Source organism: Vibrio sp. JPW-9-11-11 (assembly GCF_013369335.1).
Lineage (GTDB): Bacteria > Pseudomonadota > Gammaproteobacteria > Enterobacterales > Vibrionaceae > Vibrio.
Map to the genome: position 1 here is coordinate 42,508 of NZ_SZQJ01000005.1, position 21,842 is coordinate 64,349.

Genomic DNA, 21,842 nt, shown 5'->3' on the forward strand with positions numbered 1-21,842 from the left:
TTAAAATGGCGGAAAAAATTCTTGAAGTTAAAGAGCTTAACGTCAGCTTCCCAACAACGATGGAAACATTCCACGCTGTTAAAAACGTATCGTTTGATTTGAATCGTGGGGAAACCTTGTCGGTTATCGGTGAGTCAGGCTCTGGTAAATCGGTGACAACTAGCGCGATCCTTCAACTTCTCGACAAACCGGGCAGAATCGACTCAGGGGAAATTCTTTACCACACAGATGGATCGATTGTTGATATCACCACCTTGCATCCACGTAGTGAAGAAATGCGCAACCTGCGCCGCTTCAATTTCTCGTTAGTCTCGCAAGAGCCAATGGCGGCACTTAGTCCGGTACATACCGTTGGCGATCAGATTAAAGAAGTGTTGTGTCTTGTTGACCCGAGTATTACAAAACAGAAAGCACATGAACGGGCACTCGAGCTGTTAAATCAGGTGCAAATGCCTGAGCCAGAGAGCTTGATCAACAAGTATTCGTTCCAGCTTTCTGGCGGTCAGCGTCAGCGTGTGGTGATTGCTATGGCCATCGCAAGCCGTCCAGATGTGCTCATCGCGGATGAACCCACCACCGCGCTAGATGTGACAACTCAGGCTGAAATCTTGGAGCTGTTTGCCAAACTTCAACAAGAGATTGGCATGGCTATCTTGTTTATTACCCACGATTTGGGCGTAGTCGCACAGATTTCAGACCGCGTCGTTGTAATGGAAAAAGGCGTTGTTGTTGAGCAGGGCGAGGTTCGCCAAATCTTTGAAGAGCCGGAGCATCCTTATACGATTAAGCTTATGAATGCGACGCGTGCGCTTGAGTTACCGTCCAAAGTTAAAAGACCGTTTGTCTATCAAGGCCAAACACCACTATTAGATGTCAATAGTGTCACGAAAGTATTTGAAAAACCGAGCAAAATGTTTGAGAAAACACAGTTTATGACTGCGGTAAACAATGCGACCTTGACGTTACATCCCGGTGAGTCTTTGGGGATTGTTGGCGAATCTGGTTCAGGGAAAAGCACCTTGGGTCGCGCCATTTTAGGTATGCAACCTGCGACTTCAGGTGACATTCGTTACGTCGATGAGAAGAATGGCATCGATCTTGAGCTGGCAGATTACAAGCGTATCAAGCGCGATCCTTTGTTCGCTGACCTTCGTTTGATTTTCCAAGACCCTTGGTCATCGTTAAATCCTCGTATGACGGTCGCGGAAATTATCGAAGAGCCATTAAAATTACTTCGCACGGAAATGAGTGCTCAAGAACGCAAAGAACGTGTGCGTAACATGATGAGCCGCGTCGGCCTGCCTGCTGAGTTCTCTAGTCGCTATCCTCATGCGTTCTCGGGGGGGCAACGCCAGCGTATCGTTATCGCTCGCGCTTTGGTGACGATACCTAAGCTGATTATTGCCGATGAAGCGACGGCGGCATTGGACGTATCACTCCGTGCTCAGGTACTGGATCTCTTGATTGAATTCCAAAACGAGTTTGGTACTTCATTCATTTTGATTACTCACGACATCGCAACCGTGAAGTACTTCTGTGACCGAGTGATCGTTTTGCAACACGGCACCATTATGGAGCAAGGGACAATCAACGAGGTCATTCACAACCCTCAAGACCCTTACACACAAAGGTTGATTGCTGCAGTCCCTGTGGCTGAGCTTCCTAAAGACGTGGCGTAAAGTTCGATAGCGACTGTCGTCGTGACTTTAAATTGTGTGAACAAAGGCCGCTTTTTGCGGCCTTTTTACCCTGAATACTCTAGTTATATGAATACGAATTAAAATTTGAGGTTGTCTATGAAGTATTGGCAGAATCTGTCTATTGTTAGGCGTATCTATGTCAGCTTTAGTCTGTTGCTTTTGGCGATGATATCGATTACTGGTGTCAGCTTGCTGCAAGGTAATTTGCAATCAGAGCGCACGCATGTGGTCACTCAGGTGATCTCCCCATACCTGGTTGAGCTTAATCGCATTACGGTTCACTTGCTAACGACTCAGGCTCTGGTTAACTCTTATTTCACCGCTCATGATGTTGATGTACACAACGAAATCAAAACGCAATTTTTGGCGAGTGACGAGTTATATCAGCAAAAACTAATCGAGTTAGACGCTATGCATGTCGAACTCGATAAGTATCACATCGAGTTAAATAAGATTCCCCACGATATTGCGCTGTTTTCAAACACGTTAGATTTATTTGACCAGTACCAGAAAACGATGGACATCGAACATTGGGTCGAGCGTCAGTCGGCGCAGTTTGCTTTAGAAAGCGCCAAGATGAAGCGGGTCGCGTATGGCTTATCTGGCTCGGTAGATGATATGAACGCCAGCTTTATGGCCAACAGTTTGGTGACGACGATTGACTCGCTGATTTTTAACACCGAAAAAGGGTTAAAATCGAGATCAGCCGCCGCGATTGGCGAGCTGATTAAAAAGAATCGAGCCATTGCCGAACGGATCATTAAAACAAGCCAATCATTAGCTAAAACCTCAAGAAGCTATACCAAACGTGACCAAACACTTTTAACGGCGGTTATCGCTCATGCAACGGATGAGCAAGGCGCGTTAGCCAAGCATTACCATGCCATGTTAGCCCAACAGCGGATAGCCACACTGGTCAATACCGTTCAAACCGAAACCGCAGATTTGATCGATCAACTTGTTCAACAATCTGAGCAGTTAAGACAGTTGTCAGTCGTACAGATGGCTGAAGCAAACCAAATGCAAGCGCACGGTGAAAATTTGGTAATGTTGGTGACTCTGGCCTCAGTGATTGCTGTCACGATTGTGGCTCTCTCTCTGAGTCGTGATATTCGTCAGGCGCTATGCAAACTAAAAGCGTCGCTGAGCCGGGTAGAAAACGGAGACTTAACTGAAACGACCGGCATCCACAGCCGTGATGAGTTTGGTGAGTTGTCTGACTCGGTTGACCATATGATCAATACGTTGCAGCGTTTGGTCGCGTCCGTTCAATCGGTTTCTCACCAACAACATCAACTTGCCAGCCAAAACCAAATGACCGCCAGTGAAAGTCAATCATCATTGGAATCTCAGCGCGTCGAAACCGAAAGTGTCGCGGCAGCAATGAACGAAATGGAAGCGTCGGTGACGGAAGTCTCGACCGCGACGCGCTCGAGTCAAAGTCAGCTGACTGAAATTGAACAATCGGTCGTCAATGGACAAAGGCAAACTGAGGCGAATCTAAACACTCAAGACCAACTGTCACAAGCATTGCAGTCTTCAACGGATGCCATTACTCGTGTGAATGAGGTGAGTGGCGATATTGGCCGCGTGCTGGAAGTGATCCAAACGATTGCCGATCAAACCAACTTGCTGGCGTTGAATGCAGCGATAGAGGCCGCTCGCGCAGGTAGTATGGGGCGTGGTTTTGCTGTTGTTGCCGATGAAGTGAGGGAGTTAGCGAGTCGCACCGGGCGTTCAACGCAAGAAATCCATACCATGATTAAACAGTTGCATGACTCCGTAGCACAAGCGGTGGCGCAGGTGGGGCAATGCCACCTTTATATGCAAAATTCACGCGAGTCGTCGAATCAAACCAGTCGTGTCATGCAAGGCATTCAAGCCTCAATCTCTGAGTTGACGCAGCTTGGTGCGCATATTGCGACGGCCACCGAACAGCAACAAAACACAGCGATAGATATCGCTAAAAACATCAGTCGAATTTCTGACATCGCACTGGCTAATTCAAAAGGAGCGGTTCAGGTCACCGACAATGGACAGATGCTGCAGGAGCTCTCCGTCAAGCAACTTGAACTGATTGAGCACTATAAGCTGGGGTGAGCTATGTGGTTACGACAAGGAGTAGGGCTCGCTAACAGTGCGATTCGAGTTCATAACAAGCGCGCCATTTTAACCCATTTAGCGAAAAGTGGCCCGTTGAGCAAATCAGAGCTGGCGTTACGGACTCAGCTTTCTATTCCCGCAGTGAGCAAAATACTCTCAGATTTAGATGCGGAGTCCAAAATCATGCTTCACTCCGAGAACGTTCATGGCCGAGGCAACAGTGCGGGTATGTACGCGCTGAGCAATAAACATGACCCAATTCTGTGTTTAAATGTCTCGCCTAAAAAAATCGTCGCGTTAATTGTGGCGGCTGATTTTCAGCTGTTGGTCCCGCTTTCAGAGTATGAGATTGACGCTGAAACGCCGAAAGAGCTGATTGACGCCATCTGCGATGTTTACGCAAGTGGGTTGAAAGCGAGTAAGCAGCGTTCGCTAAGAATAGCGATAGGGTTACACGGAAAAGTCGACAAACAAAGCGGCGCATCATTGCACATGCCACTCGCTAACTGGCAAGGTGGGTTTGAATGCCGATATTTGTTGGCGCAGCGCTTAGGCACCGAAGTTATGGTGGAAAACGACTGCGTAGGGTTAGCTTTGGCAGAAAAATGGCAAAGTCAACGTTCTGAACATTTCTGCGTGGTGAATTTAGATTTCGGGATCGGCTCGGCGTTTATTGTCGATGAGCAGGTATCCCGTGGGCGTTCTCACTCGAATGGTGAAATTGGACACACCTTGGTGGATATCGAAGGTCAGCGGTGTGGCTGCGGTCAGACAGGTTGCTTGGAAACGGTTGCTTCGCTGTCTGCACTGCAAAAAGCATGGAATGACGTTTTACAACAAGGGGGTAAGGGAAACAAAAGCTTTATCGACGCGGTCGTAGCAAATCATCCTCAGGCGATGCTTTTAAGTGAAAACGCAGTGAACGCCATTGGTCGAACACTGAGTAACTGCTTAAACTTGGTCGAGGTAGAGCAGATAGTATTGTACGGAAGGTTATGTGCACTGGGTGACGCTTGGCTCACTCGCATTCGAGACACTGTCTGTTCACATCCTTTCTATAACCATGACAATTTGCTTAAGCATCAAACTCAAGTGATGTTTGGCGAGTTGTCACTTGCCCAGCAAACCAGAGGGTTGGCTTATCTCTATATCGAACAGAGTATGAACCAGGACGGCGTGTATCGCTCGCTCACTTGAGCGGTATTGGCGATGGCCTGTTTATCTAGGACAAAGCCAAAACCGCGCGGCGGATGGGTTTAATAAAAACGCCAACTGGGTAAGTTGGCGTAATAGGCTAGAAATGAAACTCTCCGCAGTCAGATTGTTGTAGCTCCACACCTCGTAGCTTGGCTCTTATATAGGTGTTGCGAGCGATACGTGTTTCAACCTCTTCAGCGAAAGAGCGTTTGATGTTGGTTAGCTGCTCAGCGCTGTGTAATGACTGAGTGGGTGATACACACTGTAATGTGGCATATGGGTTAGGCCTAGTCTCCAGTTCTAGGAGAGCAGGTACCAGCGTATTTATCCCTTCGTTGACAGGACGCGCTACAACCAGCACTTTACCGGCAATTTGAGTGGTACGAATCAAAGCGGGTGCGCTGCCCCACTCAGTGGCTCTTGGATTGGCGAAAATATTGTCTGCGTCTATTAAGCTCGCTTCTCCGTAAACCTCGAACTTGATTTGGTGGCGAGCCAATCGCTTCACGTTCCCGTCTTCGTCGGTGACTTCAGCAATAATGGTGGCAATATCTGAACCGTTGGCGACGAGTGAGGCATTGAAACTCCTCAGGCGCAAACGGGTTGGACGTTTTGCTGGATACTTAACTTCAGAGATGACGCACTCTTCGCCCACATAGCCGTGAGCAATGATACAGGCCTGTGCGAACTTTTCTTCGCGGTGCAGACGTTTGAAGTCCATAAAGTCAAAAGCATCTTTAAAAATAGCGGGTAAAAATGGGATGCCGACTTGAGGGTTTTTGACCACTTGTGTACCCACAACCTGACCTGCGACACTAAGTTCGATTCTATCAACATTGGCCACCACGACGATATCGGAACCCGAGATAGGCGTCGCTTCGTGCAAAATTTTTAGATGGTAGCCTGATTGGCAAATTGGGTGTGTTTTGTTTGGATTACGCTGTGCCATAAACACGTGATAACTATATTTATCTTGGCGAAACGCATCCATAATGCCTCCCCAAAACTGCTCTGGATGATAACCTCGCTGGTGGTCAAAACCGTGCCACATAGTGCCACCAATGTGTTGTCGTGGCGATTGGTGCAGCACGTTGAGATTAGTGGCATATTCATGACCTGAGTTATCTGAACCGATGGCGTAGTGCAGGGCTTGAACTATTTGTGCTTGCTCCCCCCAACTGCGGTGTACTCGGCTATTTGAGTTATGAGAATTCCAGTCGTCAACGTTGTCGCCCCATTCTCTTGTGAATACAGGAACATGGAGCTCCGCAGGGTAGTGGAACTGCCCGTTGTCAGTTTGACCATCTTGGATTTGGTTGGGGTGCGCATACATCACCTCTCTGGCTTGAGGGCAATCGATATAGCTATCGAGTGGAACCCAAGTACTATCGTCCATTTCTTGGTGAACGATTTGGTGTAGCTCGTTTAAAAACCAGTCAGGTTGATGGGTTTCGTTCAGAGCCGGTTCAAACATCCACAGGCATGCGCGGTTGCGGTCTCGGCGTATTTTTTCTCGAACGTTTTGTTTTGCTTGAGCAACAAATCTAGGGTCGTCGTTCCAGAACTGCCAGCCAATGGAGGGCTGAATGACTAGAACCCCCAGTTGATCTGCGGCATCAAGAAACGCTGGATCTTGCGGGTAATGGGCGGTTCGAATAACCGAGAGGCCGGCATCTTTAAGTTTTTTTACATCACTCCAATGCTGACTATTGCTAAGTGCCGTCCCAATGTGAGCGTAGTATTGATGGCGATTCACGCCGATCAGTTTTTCTTGGTACGCTTCGCCGTTAATATAAAGGCCCTCTTTGCCTCTGAGTTCGAGAGAGCGAATGCCAATTCTTAATCGAGTACTATCGAGCTGTTGCCCAGAAATATCAAAGATGCGGCAGTCTAGCCAGTACAGGTTGGGAGTATCTGGGTGCCAAAGTTCGGGCTGATCAAGGTGCAAGTGATAGGTAACGGTTTGATCATGAGTTTCAAGCAAAGCCTCGGCGGAATGTATCACAGCCGTGTCCCCGGTTTGGCACGAGGTCAACGCGCATTCCAGCGTGATAGGGTGCGCAGTATTCGTTTGGTTGACCACCTGCATATCCAGGGTGATTGCGGCGCTCTGTTTGGTGATATCGTGATAACGCACTCTCAGTCCGGCGTTTTTGCTATTGAATTCCGCTGAAGTCGCTAACCCTTCATGTCCAAAATGAATCTGATTTGTGGAATAAAGCCAAACATCACGATAGATCCCCCCAAGGTAAGTAAAATCTAACTCATATTGATTTTTCCCCGCTGGGTAATTGGGGTCGTCACTGTTGTCGGCCTTTACCGCGATGACGTTGTTGGAAGTAAAGTCTAGGAACGACGTCACATCTATCACTAGGGGCAAGAAACCTTCTTGACGCGATGCAACAAGCTTTCCGTTAATCCACACTTCTGATTTACCTTGAATCGCTTCAAAATCAATCACGACTCTTTGACTTTGCAACTCCTCCGGAAGAGCAAAGTGCTTTCGATACCACACGATGCCTTGGTAGTTTATGGTGCCACTTGCATCCTCAGGGAGTAGATCAACACAGTGTGGCAAGGTAACCAATGACCAGTTCTTGTCATCACAAGCCCGTTGATTCGCGTTGGACTGATCGCCCTTATAGAACAGCCAGCCGCCGTTAAAGTCGAAAACACGACGCGAAGCATCTGGCATAGAGAAAAAACCAGAATGAGAAAACTCACGTTGGCAATCGAGCGATAAAGTCGGTGTGTGGCGGATGAGTTGTGATCGACAACTCGTCTGTTCTATCTGTGTCGTCATGTGATGCTCCTACTGCTTGTATCAAGACATCACCATTATATCGACACCACTCACCTTAATGCGTTTGAAAATTAAATCTGATATCACACGCCGAAATTAACTTGGTTAACTAAAGATTTGATTTGTAAACCTGAGTTAGTAAAAACTCTGAGATGTGAGTCAGTTTCATGTTGGGCCGCTCGCTATAGTGCCGTGAGTTTGATTAAGTGTCTCCCCCCATTACATGACGCCCTAATCAGTCGGCCAACTTTCTTTTTTTGAAGGGTGGCTAGGGCTAGCCAGTCTATGCGCAGTGGCGATTGAGGGGGGCAGACGTTTCTACCTTAAGGTGAGTAAATATGAAGCGTGAACTAACGACGAAAGTAAAATCTGAGTTTTTATCCTTATATGGCGACGCTGCAACAGTGATTGCCAGTGCCCCGGGGCGTGTAAACCTGATTGGTGAACATACAGACTATAATCAAGGCTTTGTTTTACCTTGTGCCATTGACTATCAAACCGTTGTTGCGATCGGAAAAAATGATAGCCAAATCGTTCGCGCATGCGCACTTGATCTAGCAAGCGCATGCGACCAATTTTCAATTGAGCCCGTTATTGAACAAGGTGAACAACTTTGGAGCCAGTACATTCGTGGTGTCGTTGCTGGAATCCAGAAAATCACACAACTCCCGTCTGGTTTCGACATCGTAATTAGTGGCAATGTGCCTCAAGGCGCTGGCTTAAGCTCTTCTGCGTCCCTTGAGCTCGCGATCGTTATTGCTATTTCTCACCTATTTGATTTGAACCTGACACGTACTCAAATGGCCGAGATCGGACAAAGCGCCGAGCATCATTACGCAGGTTGTCAATGCGGCATTATGGATCAAATGGTTATCGCCTGCGCACAACAGGGTAAGGCACTGCTTTTGGATTGCGTCAACTATGCGACGGAACAGGTCACTTTACCAGACAGTCATCAATTGCTGATTGTTAACTCCAATGTCCAACGTGGTCTTGTCGACAGCGAATACAATACACGCAGAGAACAGTGTTTTAGTGCGGCGAAGACCATGTCGGTGCGGACACTAAGAGAAGCCAGTATTGAAAAACTGCAGCAGTTCGCTCAACAGATGACTGAGCTTGAATATCGTCGTGCCAAACATGTCATTACTGAAAACGCGAGAGTGTTGAATTTCTGTCGGGCATTGAAAAATGGTGAACTTAAAACGGCATTTGCACTCATGCGTGAATCGCATACTTCTATGCAGCAAGATTTCGACATAACCACGGCTGAAATTGACTGGTTAGTCGCGTCTATCAATCACGAGTTGGGTGATGAAGGGGCAGCGCGAATGACCGGTGGCGGTTTTGGTGGTTGTGTCGTGGCGTTAGTTGAAAAAACTAAAGTGACGGGCTTGATCAACACCATCCAAGCTAAGTACAGCGCTCAGTTTGGTTTGAACGCGGACTGTTTTGTCGTCAGCGCGCAGCAGGGAGCCGATGCTGATTATTTATGAACAGCGTTAAAATTAGCAATGCCAAGGGCAGCGTTGCGACGCTGCTTGACTATGGCGCCACATTAACCAGTCTCAAAATAGCCTTCGACGCAAGTAAACGACACCAGGTTGTGCTTGGGTATCCAAGCGCCAGGGACTATTTGTACAACCCAGTGTATATGGGCTCAACGGTAGGCCCATTCGCGGGTCGGATTCCGTTTGGAACAATTCGCAGTGGTAGTCTGTGTATTAATGCCCCGTGCAATGAGCAGTATTCAATGTTACATGGTGGACAATGGCGCTTGAGCCATCGCTATTGGAAGCTATCCGAACTGCTGACCAATAGTGCAACCTTCTTGTGGCATGGAGAGGCATATCAAAAAGAGTTACGCTGTCACCTTGAGGCCAGAGTGCATTATTTGTTGACTGATGATAATGCATTGAATGTTGAGATTTCAGCGTTACCCAGTCAACCGGCGCCGCTGAGTTTCACTCATCACAGTTACTTCAACTTAGATCCAGTGCAACACAGTGTCACAAAGCACAAACTTAGGATAAATAGCCACGAGTTTTGGCCAGTGAACGATAAAGGGTGGGCGCAGCAGCAGCAGCGGGTTGTCAATTCAGGCCTAAATTTTATTCGTAGCAGAGAGCTGAATCTCGATACGTGGGGTTGTCGACATCTGAAATCGGCCTCTGGCTTAGATCACTCATTTTTGCTCGACAGCGAAAAAACAACCACTCAAGCAGAGTTGGTCAGCTCCGATGGCCAGCGCATGCTTGAAGTGATGACCAATCAGCCCGCTCTCCACGTGTATAGCGGCAACTTTGTTGGCGGGCAAGTATCGCGTTTAGGCCATCTTTACCAAAACAGGGCTGGCATCTGTTTTGAAGCTCAGCACCGCCCAGTTGAGCACAGTAGTGACGGATGCGTGCCTAGCAAACATTGCTGGTATCACCCGGCCAAACCGTACTTCTCACAGACTACCTATCGGTTTAGTTCCAAGGCTCATGATACCAACCGCGGCTAGCTGAGAGTTTGGTGCCAACCCCCTTGGGCTCCTACGACCAGAATGAGTTACAGCTTATTTACTTATCTTATCATTTTAACAACGGCGACCTTAGGCGATGTTAAGCCATGTTAAAGGTTACGAAAGGGGGCTCAAGGTAAAAGAGTCGTCACGAATGAAGTTAATCTTGGGGGGGAATTTGCAGTCTAGCGAAAATTAACCTTGGAGAAAGAAAGGAATAATTTGGCGTGATTCTTTATTTGCGCTGTAAATTAATTCAATTCGAGCGATAAGAAGGCTGAATGCTATATTGATTAACATAGTTTTCATTTATGAGAAAGTTGCCAAAATTATTGTTTTTCAGTGGTTTATGGCTAGCTTTGTATCTAATCTGAGACCTTGTATGCAAAAAAAGAGCTTTGGCTCTTTTTTTTTGTAGAACATTATTTTAAATTGTATGAAATTTTTGTGTGAAATAAATTTGTCAGTATAGCCTTAATAACAAAATAATAAGGGAACTGGAATGCAATGGTGTGTCAAAAGACACGTTTGATTTGAGTAAGCGTGCTGGACAACGAGGTAGGTAGTAAGAATGAGTAATGGGAAACAACCTGAATCAGTATCATCTGTGTTAAAAACATTCGGTATACTGCAAGCGCTGAGTACTCAAAAAGACATTGGCATAAGTGAACTGGCTCAACGTTTGATGATGTCAAAAAGCACGGTTTATCGTTTTTTACAAACAATGAAAACGTTGGGGTATGTCTCTCAGGATGGAGAGAGTGAGAACTATTCATTGACGTTAAAGCTGTTTGAGCTCGGTTCTACAGCACTAGAGTATGTCGATCTCGTTGAGCTGGCCGATGCTGAAATGCGCCGTATCTCTGATGTTACTCTAGAGGCGCTTCACTTAGGTGCGTTGGATGGTGATAGTATCATCTACGTACATAAAATCGATTCAAAATATAACTTAAGCATGCAGTCTCGAGTGGGTCGACGCAATCCACTCTATTCGACGGCGATTGGTAAGGTACTACTGGCCGAGCGAGAGCCAGAAGATGTCCGTAGGATTTTAAAAGACGTTGAGTTTACGCAGTCTACAGAGCGTACACATACCTCTATCGATTCTTTCATTGACGAACTGCATACCGTACGTGAAATGGGGTACGGTGAAGACAATGAAGAGCAAGAAGTTGGACTGCGTTGTCTAGCGGTGCCTGTTTATGATCGATTTAATCACGTGGTTGCTGGTATGAGCGTCTCTTTGCCGACCATACGCTTTACAGAAGAGAAGAAGCAAGAGTACATTGCTGAGCTTCATTCTGCCGCCGCGCGTATTTCTGAAAAGCTAGGTTGCGCCAAGTATCCTCATACTGACCACTAGCGTCTGTCCGTTGTCATCTAATAAAAAAGCCTCTTGCGAGGCTTTTTTTGTGCGCTAAGTTTCCACCCACCCTATCTTAGCCCGCGAACTCGCTTAACAGCGCCATAACACCTCTTTCATAATCTTAACTGCGTCATTGGCACCTTGTTGCTGAGCGTATGCTACGTACTGCCTATGCGTTTTTTCTCGTTCAAAAATAACCAAGCCCAGATCACAATTTGGCTGGTGGTATTTTGACCTCTGCTACCGAAAGAAGCACGCCATTTCCCCGCAAAATCACGAATAAAATATGAAACCACTATCATTAAAACACTGTTTTAATATGATCGAGATCTTATAAATTAAAAGTAAAACTAAGTTTCGATTTTATTTTTTAAATGTTTGCATAATACTGGCTGCAAGTTTCATTCAGGGGATGGATGATTCTTCTTGTTAACATTTTATTAAAAAACAATTAGTTGTAATGATTATTTAATCATTAATTTCGAGGTACAATATGAACATCAAACCTTTAGTTATCGCAGTGTCTATGTTGACAGCAGGTTCTACTGTTGCAGGTGAAATTTACAGCGACGAGCAAAATACAGTGGAGTTAAGCGGCTGGGCTAAAGCAATCGCAGTACATGTAGACGCAGACGCTGCTGAAAAGAACGCGAACGTTTTCACTGACGCACATCTAAAAGCAAAAGCAACACACGTTGTGGACGAAGAAGTGAAACTTATCGGTTCATTTGCGATCAACACAGGTAACAGCACAGATAAAAATGCGGAATTTGGTGATATCAAACTAGAATTTGATCACTCTCGCCTTGGTAACCTTTCTCTGGGTGACACGGGTAACTCGTTTGGTGCGCTTGGAAAAGCAAAGCAAGGTGAAGGTTCTAACCTTTACACGGTTAATCAAGGTGGTGTGAATGGTCAGGGTGTTCGTTACAAAAACACGTTTGGTGACATCGAATTTTCTGCAAACTACGAAACTGACAGTGACTCTTCAGAAGATTCAAACTACGCCACTTCTCTAAACTACAAAACTGACACAGTATCTGCTGCGGTAGCATACGGCTCTGACGGTGATGACGCGACTTCTGTAGGTATTGCGGGCGACGTTAAAGTCGATGGCTTTACATTTGGCGCTGGCTTCATTTCGTTTGAAAACGCACAAAAACTGACAGCAAGTGACAGTGTTGACATCGAACTGTCTAAGCCGAACGACGGTGAGACATACTCAATTGCTGCGGCTTACCAACACGAAGAGTTTAAGTTCTACGGCTCGTTCCAAGTTGCTGACGGCGAACTCGATGGTACTGACATCGAAGCGCAAACTGCTTACGTTGGCGTTAAATACGAAATGACTTCAAGCTTCAACACTGACTTCGTTGTTCAAAACGGTTTTGTTAAGAAAGACGGTGTGAAGGAAGATGGTACAGCAGTTAAGCTTGTTGCCAAATACACTTTCTAAACACTCGTTGACTTTACTTGTCATTAATCCACTGTCTTCTTGCTAAGACAACCGCATCCACTTTGGATGCGGTTTTTTTTATAAAAAGCCCCTGCTAAATATCAACGGGGTGGAGTCAACCTTATCGTGTAGTGGGGGACGTGACTCACAAAATTATCTGTTAAGCGGTGACGGCTTTGCTTGCTTTGACCTGCTGTCGCGCACCTAATACCAGCGTTAGCGCAAATGCGACGATGAATGAAATTGCCATGCCTGCGACGAAGTACGCGAGTTTGTCTGGCACAATCGAAATGACACCGGGTAGGCCTGCCGCACCAAGCGCTTGAGCTTTGACATTAAACAGAGTAATGAAGGCACTGGCTGAAGCCGCTCCGACAATTGCTGCAATAAATGGGTAGCGCAGTTTTAAGTTGACCCCAAACATCGCAGGTTCAGTGATGCCAAGTAGCGCTGTCACACCTGATGGAAGGGCAATGCCTTTTAGCTTAGTGTCTTTAGTGGTGAAACCGACCGCGAGGGCTGCGGCACCTTGAGCAACGTTCGACATCGCTGCGATAGGGAAAATAAATGTGCCCCCTGTGATTGCAATGTCAGCCAGTAACTGAGTTTCGATAGCAATAAAGCTGTGGTGCATACCAGTTATCACAAAGGGTGCATAAATAAAGCCAAACAGCGCACCGCCAATAAAGCCAGCAGAATCGTAAAGCCAGTTGAGGCCGTCGCCCAGTAGGAAGCCGATATCGCGGGTGATAGGACCAACCAGAGTAAAGGTTAGGAATCCAGTAATGAAGATCGCCAGCATCGGTGTTAGTAGGTTATCTAATACAGACGGTATTACTCTGCGTAAACCGTTTTCGATCTTTGCTAGGATAAAAGCCGACACCAAGACTGGCAGCACCGAACCTTGATAACCCACTTTTTGAATTTCAAAACCGAACAAGTTCCAAGTAGGGATTGTGCCGCTTACACTGGCACCGCCAAATCCCCACCCATTAAGAAGATCGGGGTGCACCATCAACATACCTAGAGCCGCACCAAGGAACGGGTTACCCCCAAATTTCTTACTGGCAGAGAAAGCTAACAGAACAGGCAAGTAGACAAAAGGAGCGTTAGCGAAGGTGTTGATCATGCTCGCTAAATCAGCAAGCCCTGGATTGGCTTCGATCAGTGATTGACCTTCGATAAACAGGCCTTGTGCGGTGAGCAGGTTAAAGATCCCCATGAGTAGACCACCCGCAACGATGGCAGGAATGATCGGGACAAAAATATCCGATAATCCTTTGACAGCGCGTTGTACAATATTCTGTTTTTGCGCACCGGCACTGGCGACATCATTGGTCGACATGTCACTCATGCCGGTGAGTTTGGCCATTTCCGCGTGAACTTGATTGACAATGCCCGAACCAAATATGATTTGGTACTGGCCTGCGACTTTAAACTGTCCTTTAACTCCTTCTAAGTTCGAAATGGCCTCTTCATCGACAATTGTTTCATCTTTCAACGCTAGCCTAAGCCGCGTGGCACAGTGGGCGAGCGCTTGTAGGTTTTCTTTTCCTCCCAGTAGCTCCAGCAGCTGTTTGGCAATTATTGGATAGTTCATTCCAGACCCCGTTATTATTCGTTTGATAATGTCTGCAAAACCGTTTCGGGAACGTTTGCAATTTGATTTTTTTCTATTCCATTCATTCAGTCAAAGAATAGCCAGTATTTATGTGAGTTGGATCGGCTAAAATTTTTTGCTAAACCGATTGAGCTGGGTGGATTTTGTCGCGATTTCTGTTAGTTTTGCAAACATTCCCAATTACTTACATGAGTTTTAATTATGGCGAGTCTGCACGACGTCGCGAAATTGGCCGGAGTGTCCAAGTCGACGGTCTCGAGGGTGATTAATGATGAGTATGGCGTTAAGCCTTCGACTAAGCTGAAAGTCATGCAGGCGGTTGAAGAGGTGGGGTATGTCGTCAACCAAGTCGCTAAAGACTTAAAATCGCAGAAAACCAACCTTGTGGGTGTGATTGTTCCTCGGGTTTCTTCCAACGCGACAGCGCAGGGTGTCGATGGGCTAAGCCGCATTTTTGAGCAGGCTGGTAAGCAGGTATTGCTTGCCAGTACCCAGCAGGTGAACGAAAAAGAAATAGAATATATTCAGCTGTTTAACCAGAAGCGTGTCGAAGGGATTGTACTCTATGCCACCCATATTGATGCTGAGTTGGTCAAGGCCATTCATCACTCAAAAAGTCCTGTGGTCGTGGTGGGTCAAGATGGCTCGTTGTTCAATATTCCCAGTGTCGTTCATGATGATCTGCGTGTTGGGTTTGAAGCGGGGAACCGTTTGTTGGAGGCGGGTTGTCAGCATATCGGTTTTATTGGCGTCAGTGACTCAGACTTAGCGGTCGATAAACTACGCTCGGATGGACTCAAACAAGCGCTCACAATGAAGGGAACGGGTGAGTTGCTGTTCCATTGTCATGGTGAGTTTAGTATTGAATCTGGTTACGCCAATATGCGCCAGCTGATCAAAGATTACCCGCAGATGGATGGCGTGTTTTGTGCGACAGACCGTATAGCGGTCGGGGCCATCAAAGCGTTGAAAGAGGCGCAGTTGCTTGCTGGCCAGCAAGTTAAAATCTTAGGTGTTGGCAACGATGAACTTGGTTATATCAGTGTGCCAAGCTTATCAACGTTTAGCTATGCATTTGATAAGGCGGGAGAAAATGCAGCGAAAATGCTGTTGGAGTTGATCAGTGGTGCGCCCGCCGTGATGAGTAAAGTGGTATTGAGTTTCCAAACCATCCATCGAGAGACATGCTAATTTATCTCGACTTCTAGCAATATCAACCTGGCTTTGGCCAGGTTTTTTTGTGTCTCTACTCACAGACTTTGCTCGATGATCGCTATATCAGGCTTGTACTTTGTTTGTTGTTAAGCTATTTTGCAAACGTTCCCAATGAATGAGTGTGTTGAAATGACGATTGAGAATTATATCGCGATCTGTGGCGGCGAACGTAACATTCGTCGAGTCTTAACGGCCCAAGGTAAGGTGATCTTTGCGCTCAAAGACTGGCATCTGGTGGGTGATTATCAACCCATGGCAGACGCCCAACAGGTACTCGATGAATGGCAGTTGGTCTTTATGCGTCCTCAAACCCTCGGTGATGATCAACTTTATCAGTTAGGCCGAGCAATAGAGCAACAGCAGAGGACAACAATTAAGGCTATGACGCAACCGACTCGGTGTCCTTATCGTCCTTATTGGCATATTTCGCCGCCACGCGGTTTACTCAATGATCCGAATGGTTTTATCTACCACAATGGTCAGTATCATCTTTTCTATCAGTGGTACCCATTGGCGTGCCAACACAAAGACAAATATTGGGCCCATTTAACCAGTGATGATCTCGTCAACTGGCAGTGGCAGCCCGTTGCCCTCACGCCAAGCGATTATTTTGATTCTCACGGCGTGTTTTCAGGACACGCAGTGAGTCATGGCGATGAACTGATGGTGTTTTACACTGGCAATGTGCGACTTGGGCCGCAGCGAGAGCGGCAAACCATGCAGTGCCTAGCGACCTCATCTGATGGTATCCATTTCGAAAAGCGTGGTCCTGTGATTGAGGCGTTGCCACCCGGAGTGACTGCGCATATTCGCGATCCTAAAGTGATTCGCCACGATGGCAGCTGGCTGATGCTATTGGGCGCTCAAACCTCTGATTTAATTGGGCGTTTGGCCATCTACCGATCGATGGACTTGCAACATTGGGACTATGTAGGGTTATTTGGTGAAGAGCTAGGTCAGTTTGGTTATATGTGGGAGTGTCCAGATGCGTTTGAACTCGACGGGCAAAACTTGGTTATCTTAGGTCCACAAGGCATATCATCAAGCTCGCATTGTCACACCATTCCCCATCACAACGGGTTTGCAAAGGCGGATTGGAATGAAGAGGGAGGCGTACACCTGAGCGATTTTCAACCACTTGATCATGGGTTTGATTTTTATGCACCACAAACCTTGCTAACACCAGACGGAAGGCGAGTGATGTGTGCTTGGATGGGGCTGCCGGATGAGGTGGATCAGCCGTCAGTGGAGAATGGTTGGTTACATCAACTGACCGCGATGCGTGAGCTTAATTATCGAGATGGCAAGCTCTACCAAACACCGGTTCGAGAAATGGAGCAGTTGTTCGCACCTAGCCAAGATATCCTACTGGATGAAGCTGGGCATAGGATGAAGAATAATGGCTATGAGTTGAGCGTCGATCTCGAGTGGGGTGAGCAACTCCAGCTATTTGCGGGTGAGACTCATCGACTCGTGATCGAGGCCAGCGCGGGTTCACAGACGCTTCGATTGGATCGCTCGCAAACCTTGAACCGAGCTCGCGATACGGTGCGCGAACTGAATGTCACTAGTGATCGTGTTCACCTACGTATCCTAGTGGATGCTTCATCAGTTGAGGTGTTTGTTAATGGCGGAGAAGCAGTGATGACCTCGAGAGTGTTTGTGGAGCAGAGTTCGACCGGGATCGCCTTGATAGGTGCGCCGAAACTTGGCCAAGTTCGGGTGATCAACTCCTCCGTTCATGCCAATTAGTTAATAAATAGCCCAGCATTGTGCTGGGCTATTTATTTTGCGAACTCCAATTTTAGTTAGACAGATAACTTTGTAAATCGGTACCCGTTGGCAGGGCGGTCATAGCGCCTTTTTGTGTAGTAGCAAGGGCACCACAAGCGTTGGCCCACTGCACCGCCGACTCAATCACAGCGATATCAGCCCAAGCATCTGATTGAGACAGTTTCGCCAGCAGCCCGCCAACAAATGCATCGCCTGCGCCTGTGGTATCTACGGGTTGTATCGCTTTGCCTGACAGTAACTGTTGCTGGTGGTTGTGAACCACCAAGGCGCCTTTCGCCCCTTGAGTCACGAGCACTAAGGTGTTGCCATAATGCTCAATGGCGGCTAGGCCTTGTTGAATCCAGTTGCAATTGGTTAAAAATGTCAGTTCGTCATCTGAGAATTTAACCACGTCAGCCAACGCGATGGCTTGGTGAACAACCGGTTTGAGCTCGTTAGGATTTGCCCATACTTCTTCACGTAAGTTGGGATCAAAGCTAACAAATCCGCCAGCGGTTTTAATTTGACGCATGGCCGCGAGTGTGGCGGTGCGACTTGGTTCGTTAGCGAGTGCTATCGAACATACATGTAGCCATTGTCCCGGCTCAAAGCTGGGAATATCTCCTTCGTTGAGAAACTGATCCGCACTGGGTTTGACCATAAAAGTGAAGCTACGCTCACCGCTGTCATCGAGGTCGACGATGACGGTTGAAGTGCGCTGATCGGGATCAAGGACTAAGTATTGAGTATCAACCTGCTCTTTGTTGAGAGTCTGTCGCATAAATTTCCCTAAAGGATCTTGACCCACTCGACCAAAAAAACCGGTTTGTCCACCCAAGCGGGCAACGGCGACGGCAACATTAGCGGGGGCGCCTCCGGGGCATTTTAAATATGTGGTCTGTGACTCTGGAATTAAGTCGACAACAGCGTCTCCTGTGACCCAAACTTTGCTCATTTCAACACCTATCTCTGTAATTAGCTCAACAAGGTAAGTATAAAGCTAAAACGGTTTAGCTATCCAGTTTAGCAACGTCAATGTACTGTGATTTGAGCGTTTCTGTGATCTGTCACTTTGTTTGAGCCTTTGCCATCTGACCAGTACGTTATTTTTGTGTTGCGGCGTAGCATTCTGACGCGAGACGATTAAGATAACGGCATTATCACGGCGTAGAGTTTGGCCGTGCAAACGTTCTACAGGTAGTCCATGACAGGTAAAAAGTTGAGGTTAGCCGACATTGCTCAGTTAGCCGGAGTGTCTAAGTCCACGGTGAGCTTTGTGCTCAATGGTCACGCACAGAAACATCGGATCAACGAGCAGACGGTAAAAAAGGTCCAAGCGATCGCCCAAGCCAACAACTACTCGCCCAGTATTTACGCGCGTGCGCTGAAATCGAAGCAGACCTATACGGTCGGACTGGTGATCCCAGATTTAACCAATATGGGTTTCGCCACCATAGCGAAACATTTGGAATGTCATTGTCGCCAGGCGGGCTATCAATTGTTGATTGCTTGCTCTGATGATAACCCACAGATGGAACAGCAGGTCATTGAAGGGTTGATAGATAGACAAGTTGACCTGTTATTTGTTGCCAGCGCCGCTTGTGATGGTCATTATCTACAGCAGGTGGCAAAACAGACGCCAGTGATACTGTTTGACCGCGTGATAGAAGGCGCGGCGTTAACCAGTGTAAAAACCGATGCGGCTCGAGCAACCCAGCAAGTGGTGGAACGCTTGGTAAAGGGGCTTGATGAATGTGCGTACCTCGGGGGGCAACTTGAGTTGTCGCCGAGCAAAGAGCGCTTAGCAGGTTATCAAGCCGCGTTGAACACGGTTGGGATAGGTGTCCAACCTCAACTTGTGTTGAGCAAGGACTATCAACCTCTATCAGGGTACCAAATGATGTCGGCAGTCATTGATGAGTTAGGCCGGCCGCCCAAAGCTTTGTTTACCGCGTCATATTCATTGCTAGAGGGGGTACTTCGATATTTAACTGAGCACAATTTACTCGATAGCCCAATACGCTTAGCTACGTTCGACAACTACGACATTTTAGATTGCCTACCGATCAAGGTCGACTCTATCGAGCAAGATTGCGCTTTGATCGCTCAAACCCTGTTTGAAACGGCGACGCAACGGCTTGCCAACCCCGATCTATCTATTTCCTCTCATGTGCTGGAGGCAAAAATTCATTTGAGACGCCCTCAAGTGTGATGGCTAATTGTTCAAAACGCGCCAAAGGGGATTTACGTGGAGATTGATACCAATGCGCTGGCATCGAATGGCTTAAACCTGCTTGCTTGAGGGCTGCGAGCTCTTGTTTAGACAGAGTGACGAAATGAAGCAGGCTATCAAGGATACGTTTGAGCGAACTTGGCGTGAGTACACCATCGCGCCAATAACGCTTGATTTCACCGACGATCACCTTAAGAGGAACGACGGGTTCAAGCGCGGAGTCGTTAAGCGAAACCAACACAGTTGAGCGTAGAGAGTGCTGACGCGCGAGCTGCCAGTCGGGCTTACCTTGTTTATTCGTATAGCCGTGTTTGTAGCAGTAGTAGCTCAATAAAAAACGTTCAATCTGTTGCCAACGCTGGGCGCGAACTTCCAGATAGATATGTTCAAATTCTAACTCTAGGTCGGTCATGGTATTGCTCTTGTTGAGGAGCGGTCAGTGTATCGCCTAGCTCATCACCATCGCAAGAGCATCGGTGCTTCTGTGTTTTCTAATTGCCATAAGCAGTTGAGCTAACAGGAGTACGCCCGTTACACCAAGGCCAATACCAATACCGCCCCAGATCCCCGCTAACTGATGGTGTGGCATTAGTAACCAGGCCGCTGGAAGCCCGAAAAACCAGTAACCGATCGCAGTCATGATGGTCGGGCCAACCACAATCTTCATCCCACGCAACAAGTTAATGGCTAATAGCTGCCATGCATCAACAATAAAGGATAGCGCCACCACCCAAAGAACTAGGGTCAGTAGTTGAGTCAGTTCACCGTCTAAGTTAAACATTGCCGCAATTGCGCCTGGCCAAAGCATAAAGGCGCCTGCGAGGATAATGCTCAATACAGTTGTTAGGGCAAAGCTGCGTATTGCGGTACGTTTGATACCATCGTAGTTCTCACCACCGAAATCCTGACCAACTAAAATGGCAGCCGCTTGAGAAAAGCCGAAGTTAATATTCCACGTAAAACTTAAGCACTGCAGCAGGATTTGGTGCAGGGCCAGCGCCGCGATGCTAATGGTCCCGGCCATCAGGGTTCCGCCATAAATCAGCCCATGCTCAAGCAGCGCAGCAAGGGCGATCGGCAGACCCATGGCGAGCAGTGGAGTCAATAGTGCCAATGAATACTCCTCGCGGTTTAACCACGGGGCAAATGCGGTGTACTCTGGGCGCTTAAATACCCACATACCGTAACCCAGCATAACGATGAGCGCTGACAGCGCGGTGCCAGCCCCAAGGCCTGCGAGACCAAAATCAAAACTGAACGCAAGCAGGTAGCTAATCGGTACATTCAACGTGACCGTCAATAGCGACATCAGCATAATCGATCGCACATGACCAAATGCGCTAGTCAGGCCACGCAACACCAGTAGCAATAGGGAAGGGAGCATGGCCCACTTGAGCGTATCAACATATTGCATCGCTAGCGTGGCTAGCTCTGGTGGTTGATTGGCTAGGGTAAGCAACTGCGGCACGAAGGCGAAACTGATGGTCAGAACCACACTCAGCACCAGAGAGAGCAGGACAGCGCCTTTTACCGCCAAACGGATTTGTTGATTACCAAACTCTGGTCTAGCGACGCGCTGGCCATAAGCAATCGCGACCAAGTTAGCGACACAACCGACCGTGCTGCCCGCAATGATAAAAACAAAAGAGTAGACAGACGCCCCCAATCCTCCCGCTGCGATTGCCGACACACTTAATCGCGACATCATCCAAACATCAGTTAGGACCAATGCCATAGATATCATTTGCGAAATAATCAGTGGTATCGCCAGAGGGAGAATTTTTTTCATGGTGCGCCTCGTGATCAGTATCACACAAAGGTAAAGGCTATCTTGCTGGCGTTCAAATGACATTTATGCCACTCTCGTAT

15 protein-coding genes are annotated in these 21,842 nt (G+C 47.4%); 10 read left to right on the forward strand and 5 right to left on the reverse strand.

The features are described 5' to 3' along the window. The first annotated feature begins 5 nt into the window (after positions 1-5). The 3 genes from FCU94_RS06060 (at position 6) to FCU94_RS06070 (ending at position 5,000) form a co-directional block, all read left to right on the forward strand. Positions 6-1,679 (forward strand): dipeptide ABC transporter ATP-binding protein, encoded by a 1,674-nt coding sequence (locus FCU94_RS06060; RefSeq protein WP_176287649.1) that lies wholly within the window; start codon positions 6-8, stop codon positions 1,677-1,679. Between the two features lie 117 nt (positions 1,680-1,796). Next, positions 1,797-3,800: a methyl-accepting chemotaxis protein gene (locus tag FCU94_RS06065; protein WP_176287650.1), complete on the forward strand. Its 2,004-nt coding sequence runs from the start codon at positions 1,797-1,799 to the stop codon at positions 3,798-3,800. Between the two features lie 3 nt (positions 3,801-3,803). Next, on the forward strand, positions 3,804-5,000 hold the full coding sequence (locus FCU94_RS06070) for an ROK family transcriptional regulator (RefSeq protein WP_176287651.1): 1,197 nt from the start codon (positions 3,804-3,806) through the stop codon (positions 4,998-5,000). Positions 5,001-5,097: 97 nt separating this feature from the next. Here the strand turns inward: FCU94_RS06070 and FCU94_RS06075 are convergent, their stop codons facing one another. Further along, positions 5,098-7,803 (reverse strand): glycoside hydrolase family 2 protein, encoded by a 2,706-nt coding sequence (locus FCU94_RS06075; RefSeq protein WP_176287652.1) that lies wholly within the window; start codon positions 7,801-7,803, stop codon positions 5,098-5,100. A 338-nt stretch (positions 7,804-8,141) separates the two neighbouring features. On the opposite strand from FCU94_RS06075, the gene galK reads away from it, so the two are divergent. From galK to FCU94_RS06095, 4 genes are all read left to right on the forward strand, one after another. After that, complete coding sequence (gene galK / locus FCU94_RS06080; protein ID WP_176287653.1) at positions 8,142-9,299, forward strand: galactokinase; 1,158 nt, start codon at positions 8,142-8,144, stop codon at positions 9,297-9,299. Further along, positions 9,296-10,309, forward strand: a complete 1,014-nt coding sequence (locus FCU94_RS06085; protein WP_176287654.1) for an aldose epimerase family protein — start codon at positions 9,296-9,298, stop codon at positions 10,307-10,309. The genes galK and FCU94_RS06085 overlap by 4 nt, the downstream gene beginning before the upstream one ends. Positions 10,310-10,880: 571 nt before the next feature. Further along, entirely contained in the window at positions 10,881-11,672 is a 792-nt protein-coding gene (kdgR, locus tag FCU94_RS06090) for a DNA-binding transcriptional regulator KdgR (RefSeq protein WP_176287655.1), read from the forward strand. A 496-nt stretch (positions 11,673-12,168) separates the two neighbouring features. Further along, positions 12,169-13,131 carry a porin gene (locus tag FCU94_RS06095; protein ID WP_176287656.1) on the forward strand — a complete coding sequence of 321 codons (963 nt, stop codon included), beginning with the start codon at positions 12,169-12,171 and terminating at the stop codon, positions 13,129-13,131. Between the two features lie 160 nt (positions 13,132-13,291). On the opposite strand, the gene FCU94_RS06100 is transcribed toward FCU94_RS06095, so the two are convergent. Beyond that, complete coding sequence (locus tag FCU94_RS06100; RefSeq protein WP_176287657.1) at positions 13,292-14,731, reverse strand: sucrose-specific PTS transporter subunit IIBC; 1,440 nt, start codon at positions 14,729-14,731, stop codon at positions 13,292-13,294. Between the two features lie 222 nt (positions 14,732-14,953). On the opposite strand from FCU94_RS06100, the gene FCU94_RS06105 reads away from it, so the two are divergent. Both FCU94_RS06105 and FCU94_RS06110 read left to right on the forward strand, forming a co-directional pair. Then, positions 14,954-15,943: a LacI family DNA-binding transcriptional regulator gene (locus tag FCU94_RS06105; RefSeq protein WP_176287658.1), complete on the forward strand. Its 990-nt coding sequence runs from the start codon at positions 14,954-14,956 to the stop codon at positions 15,941-15,943. Between the two features lie 153 nt (positions 15,944-16,096). Then, on the forward strand, positions 16,097-17,719 hold the full coding sequence (locus FCU94_RS06110) for a glycoside hydrolase family 32 protein (protein WP_176287659.1): 1,623 nt from the start codon (positions 16,097-16,099) through the stop codon (positions 17,717-17,719). Positions 17,720-17,771: 52 nt separating this feature from the next. Here the strand turns inward: FCU94_RS06110 and FCU94_RS06115 are convergent, their stop codons facing one another. Continuing rightward, positions 17,772-18,695 (reverse strand): aminoimidazole riboside kinase, encoded by a 924-nt coding sequence (locus tag FCU94_RS06115; protein WP_176287660.1) that lies wholly within the window; start codon positions 18,693-18,695, stop codon positions 17,772-17,774. Positions 18,696-18,944: 249 nt separating this feature from the next. On the opposite strand from FCU94_RS06115, the gene FCU94_RS06120 reads away from it, so the two are divergent. Continuing rightward, complete coding sequence (locus FCU94_RS06120) at positions 18,945-19,952, forward strand: substrate-binding domain-containing protein (protein WP_176287661.1); 1,008 nt, start codon at positions 18,945-18,947, stop codon at positions 19,950-19,952. On the opposite strand, the gene FCU94_RS06125 is transcribed toward FCU94_RS06120, so the two are convergent. After that, entirely contained in the window at positions 19,897-20,385 is a 489-nt protein-coding gene (locus tag FCU94_RS06125) for a hypothetical protein (protein ID WP_176287662.1), read from the reverse strand. The two genes, FCU94_RS06120 and FCU94_RS06125, sit on opposite strands and share 56 nt — an antisense overlap. A gap of 36 nt (positions 20,386-20,421) precedes the next feature. Then, positions 20,422-21,762: an MATE family efflux transporter gene (locus FCU94_RS06130; RefSeq protein ID WP_176287663.1), complete on the reverse strand. Its 1,341-nt coding sequence runs from the start codon at positions 21,760-21,762 to the stop codon at positions 20,422-20,424. Positions 21,763-21,842: the final 80 nt, after the last annotated feature.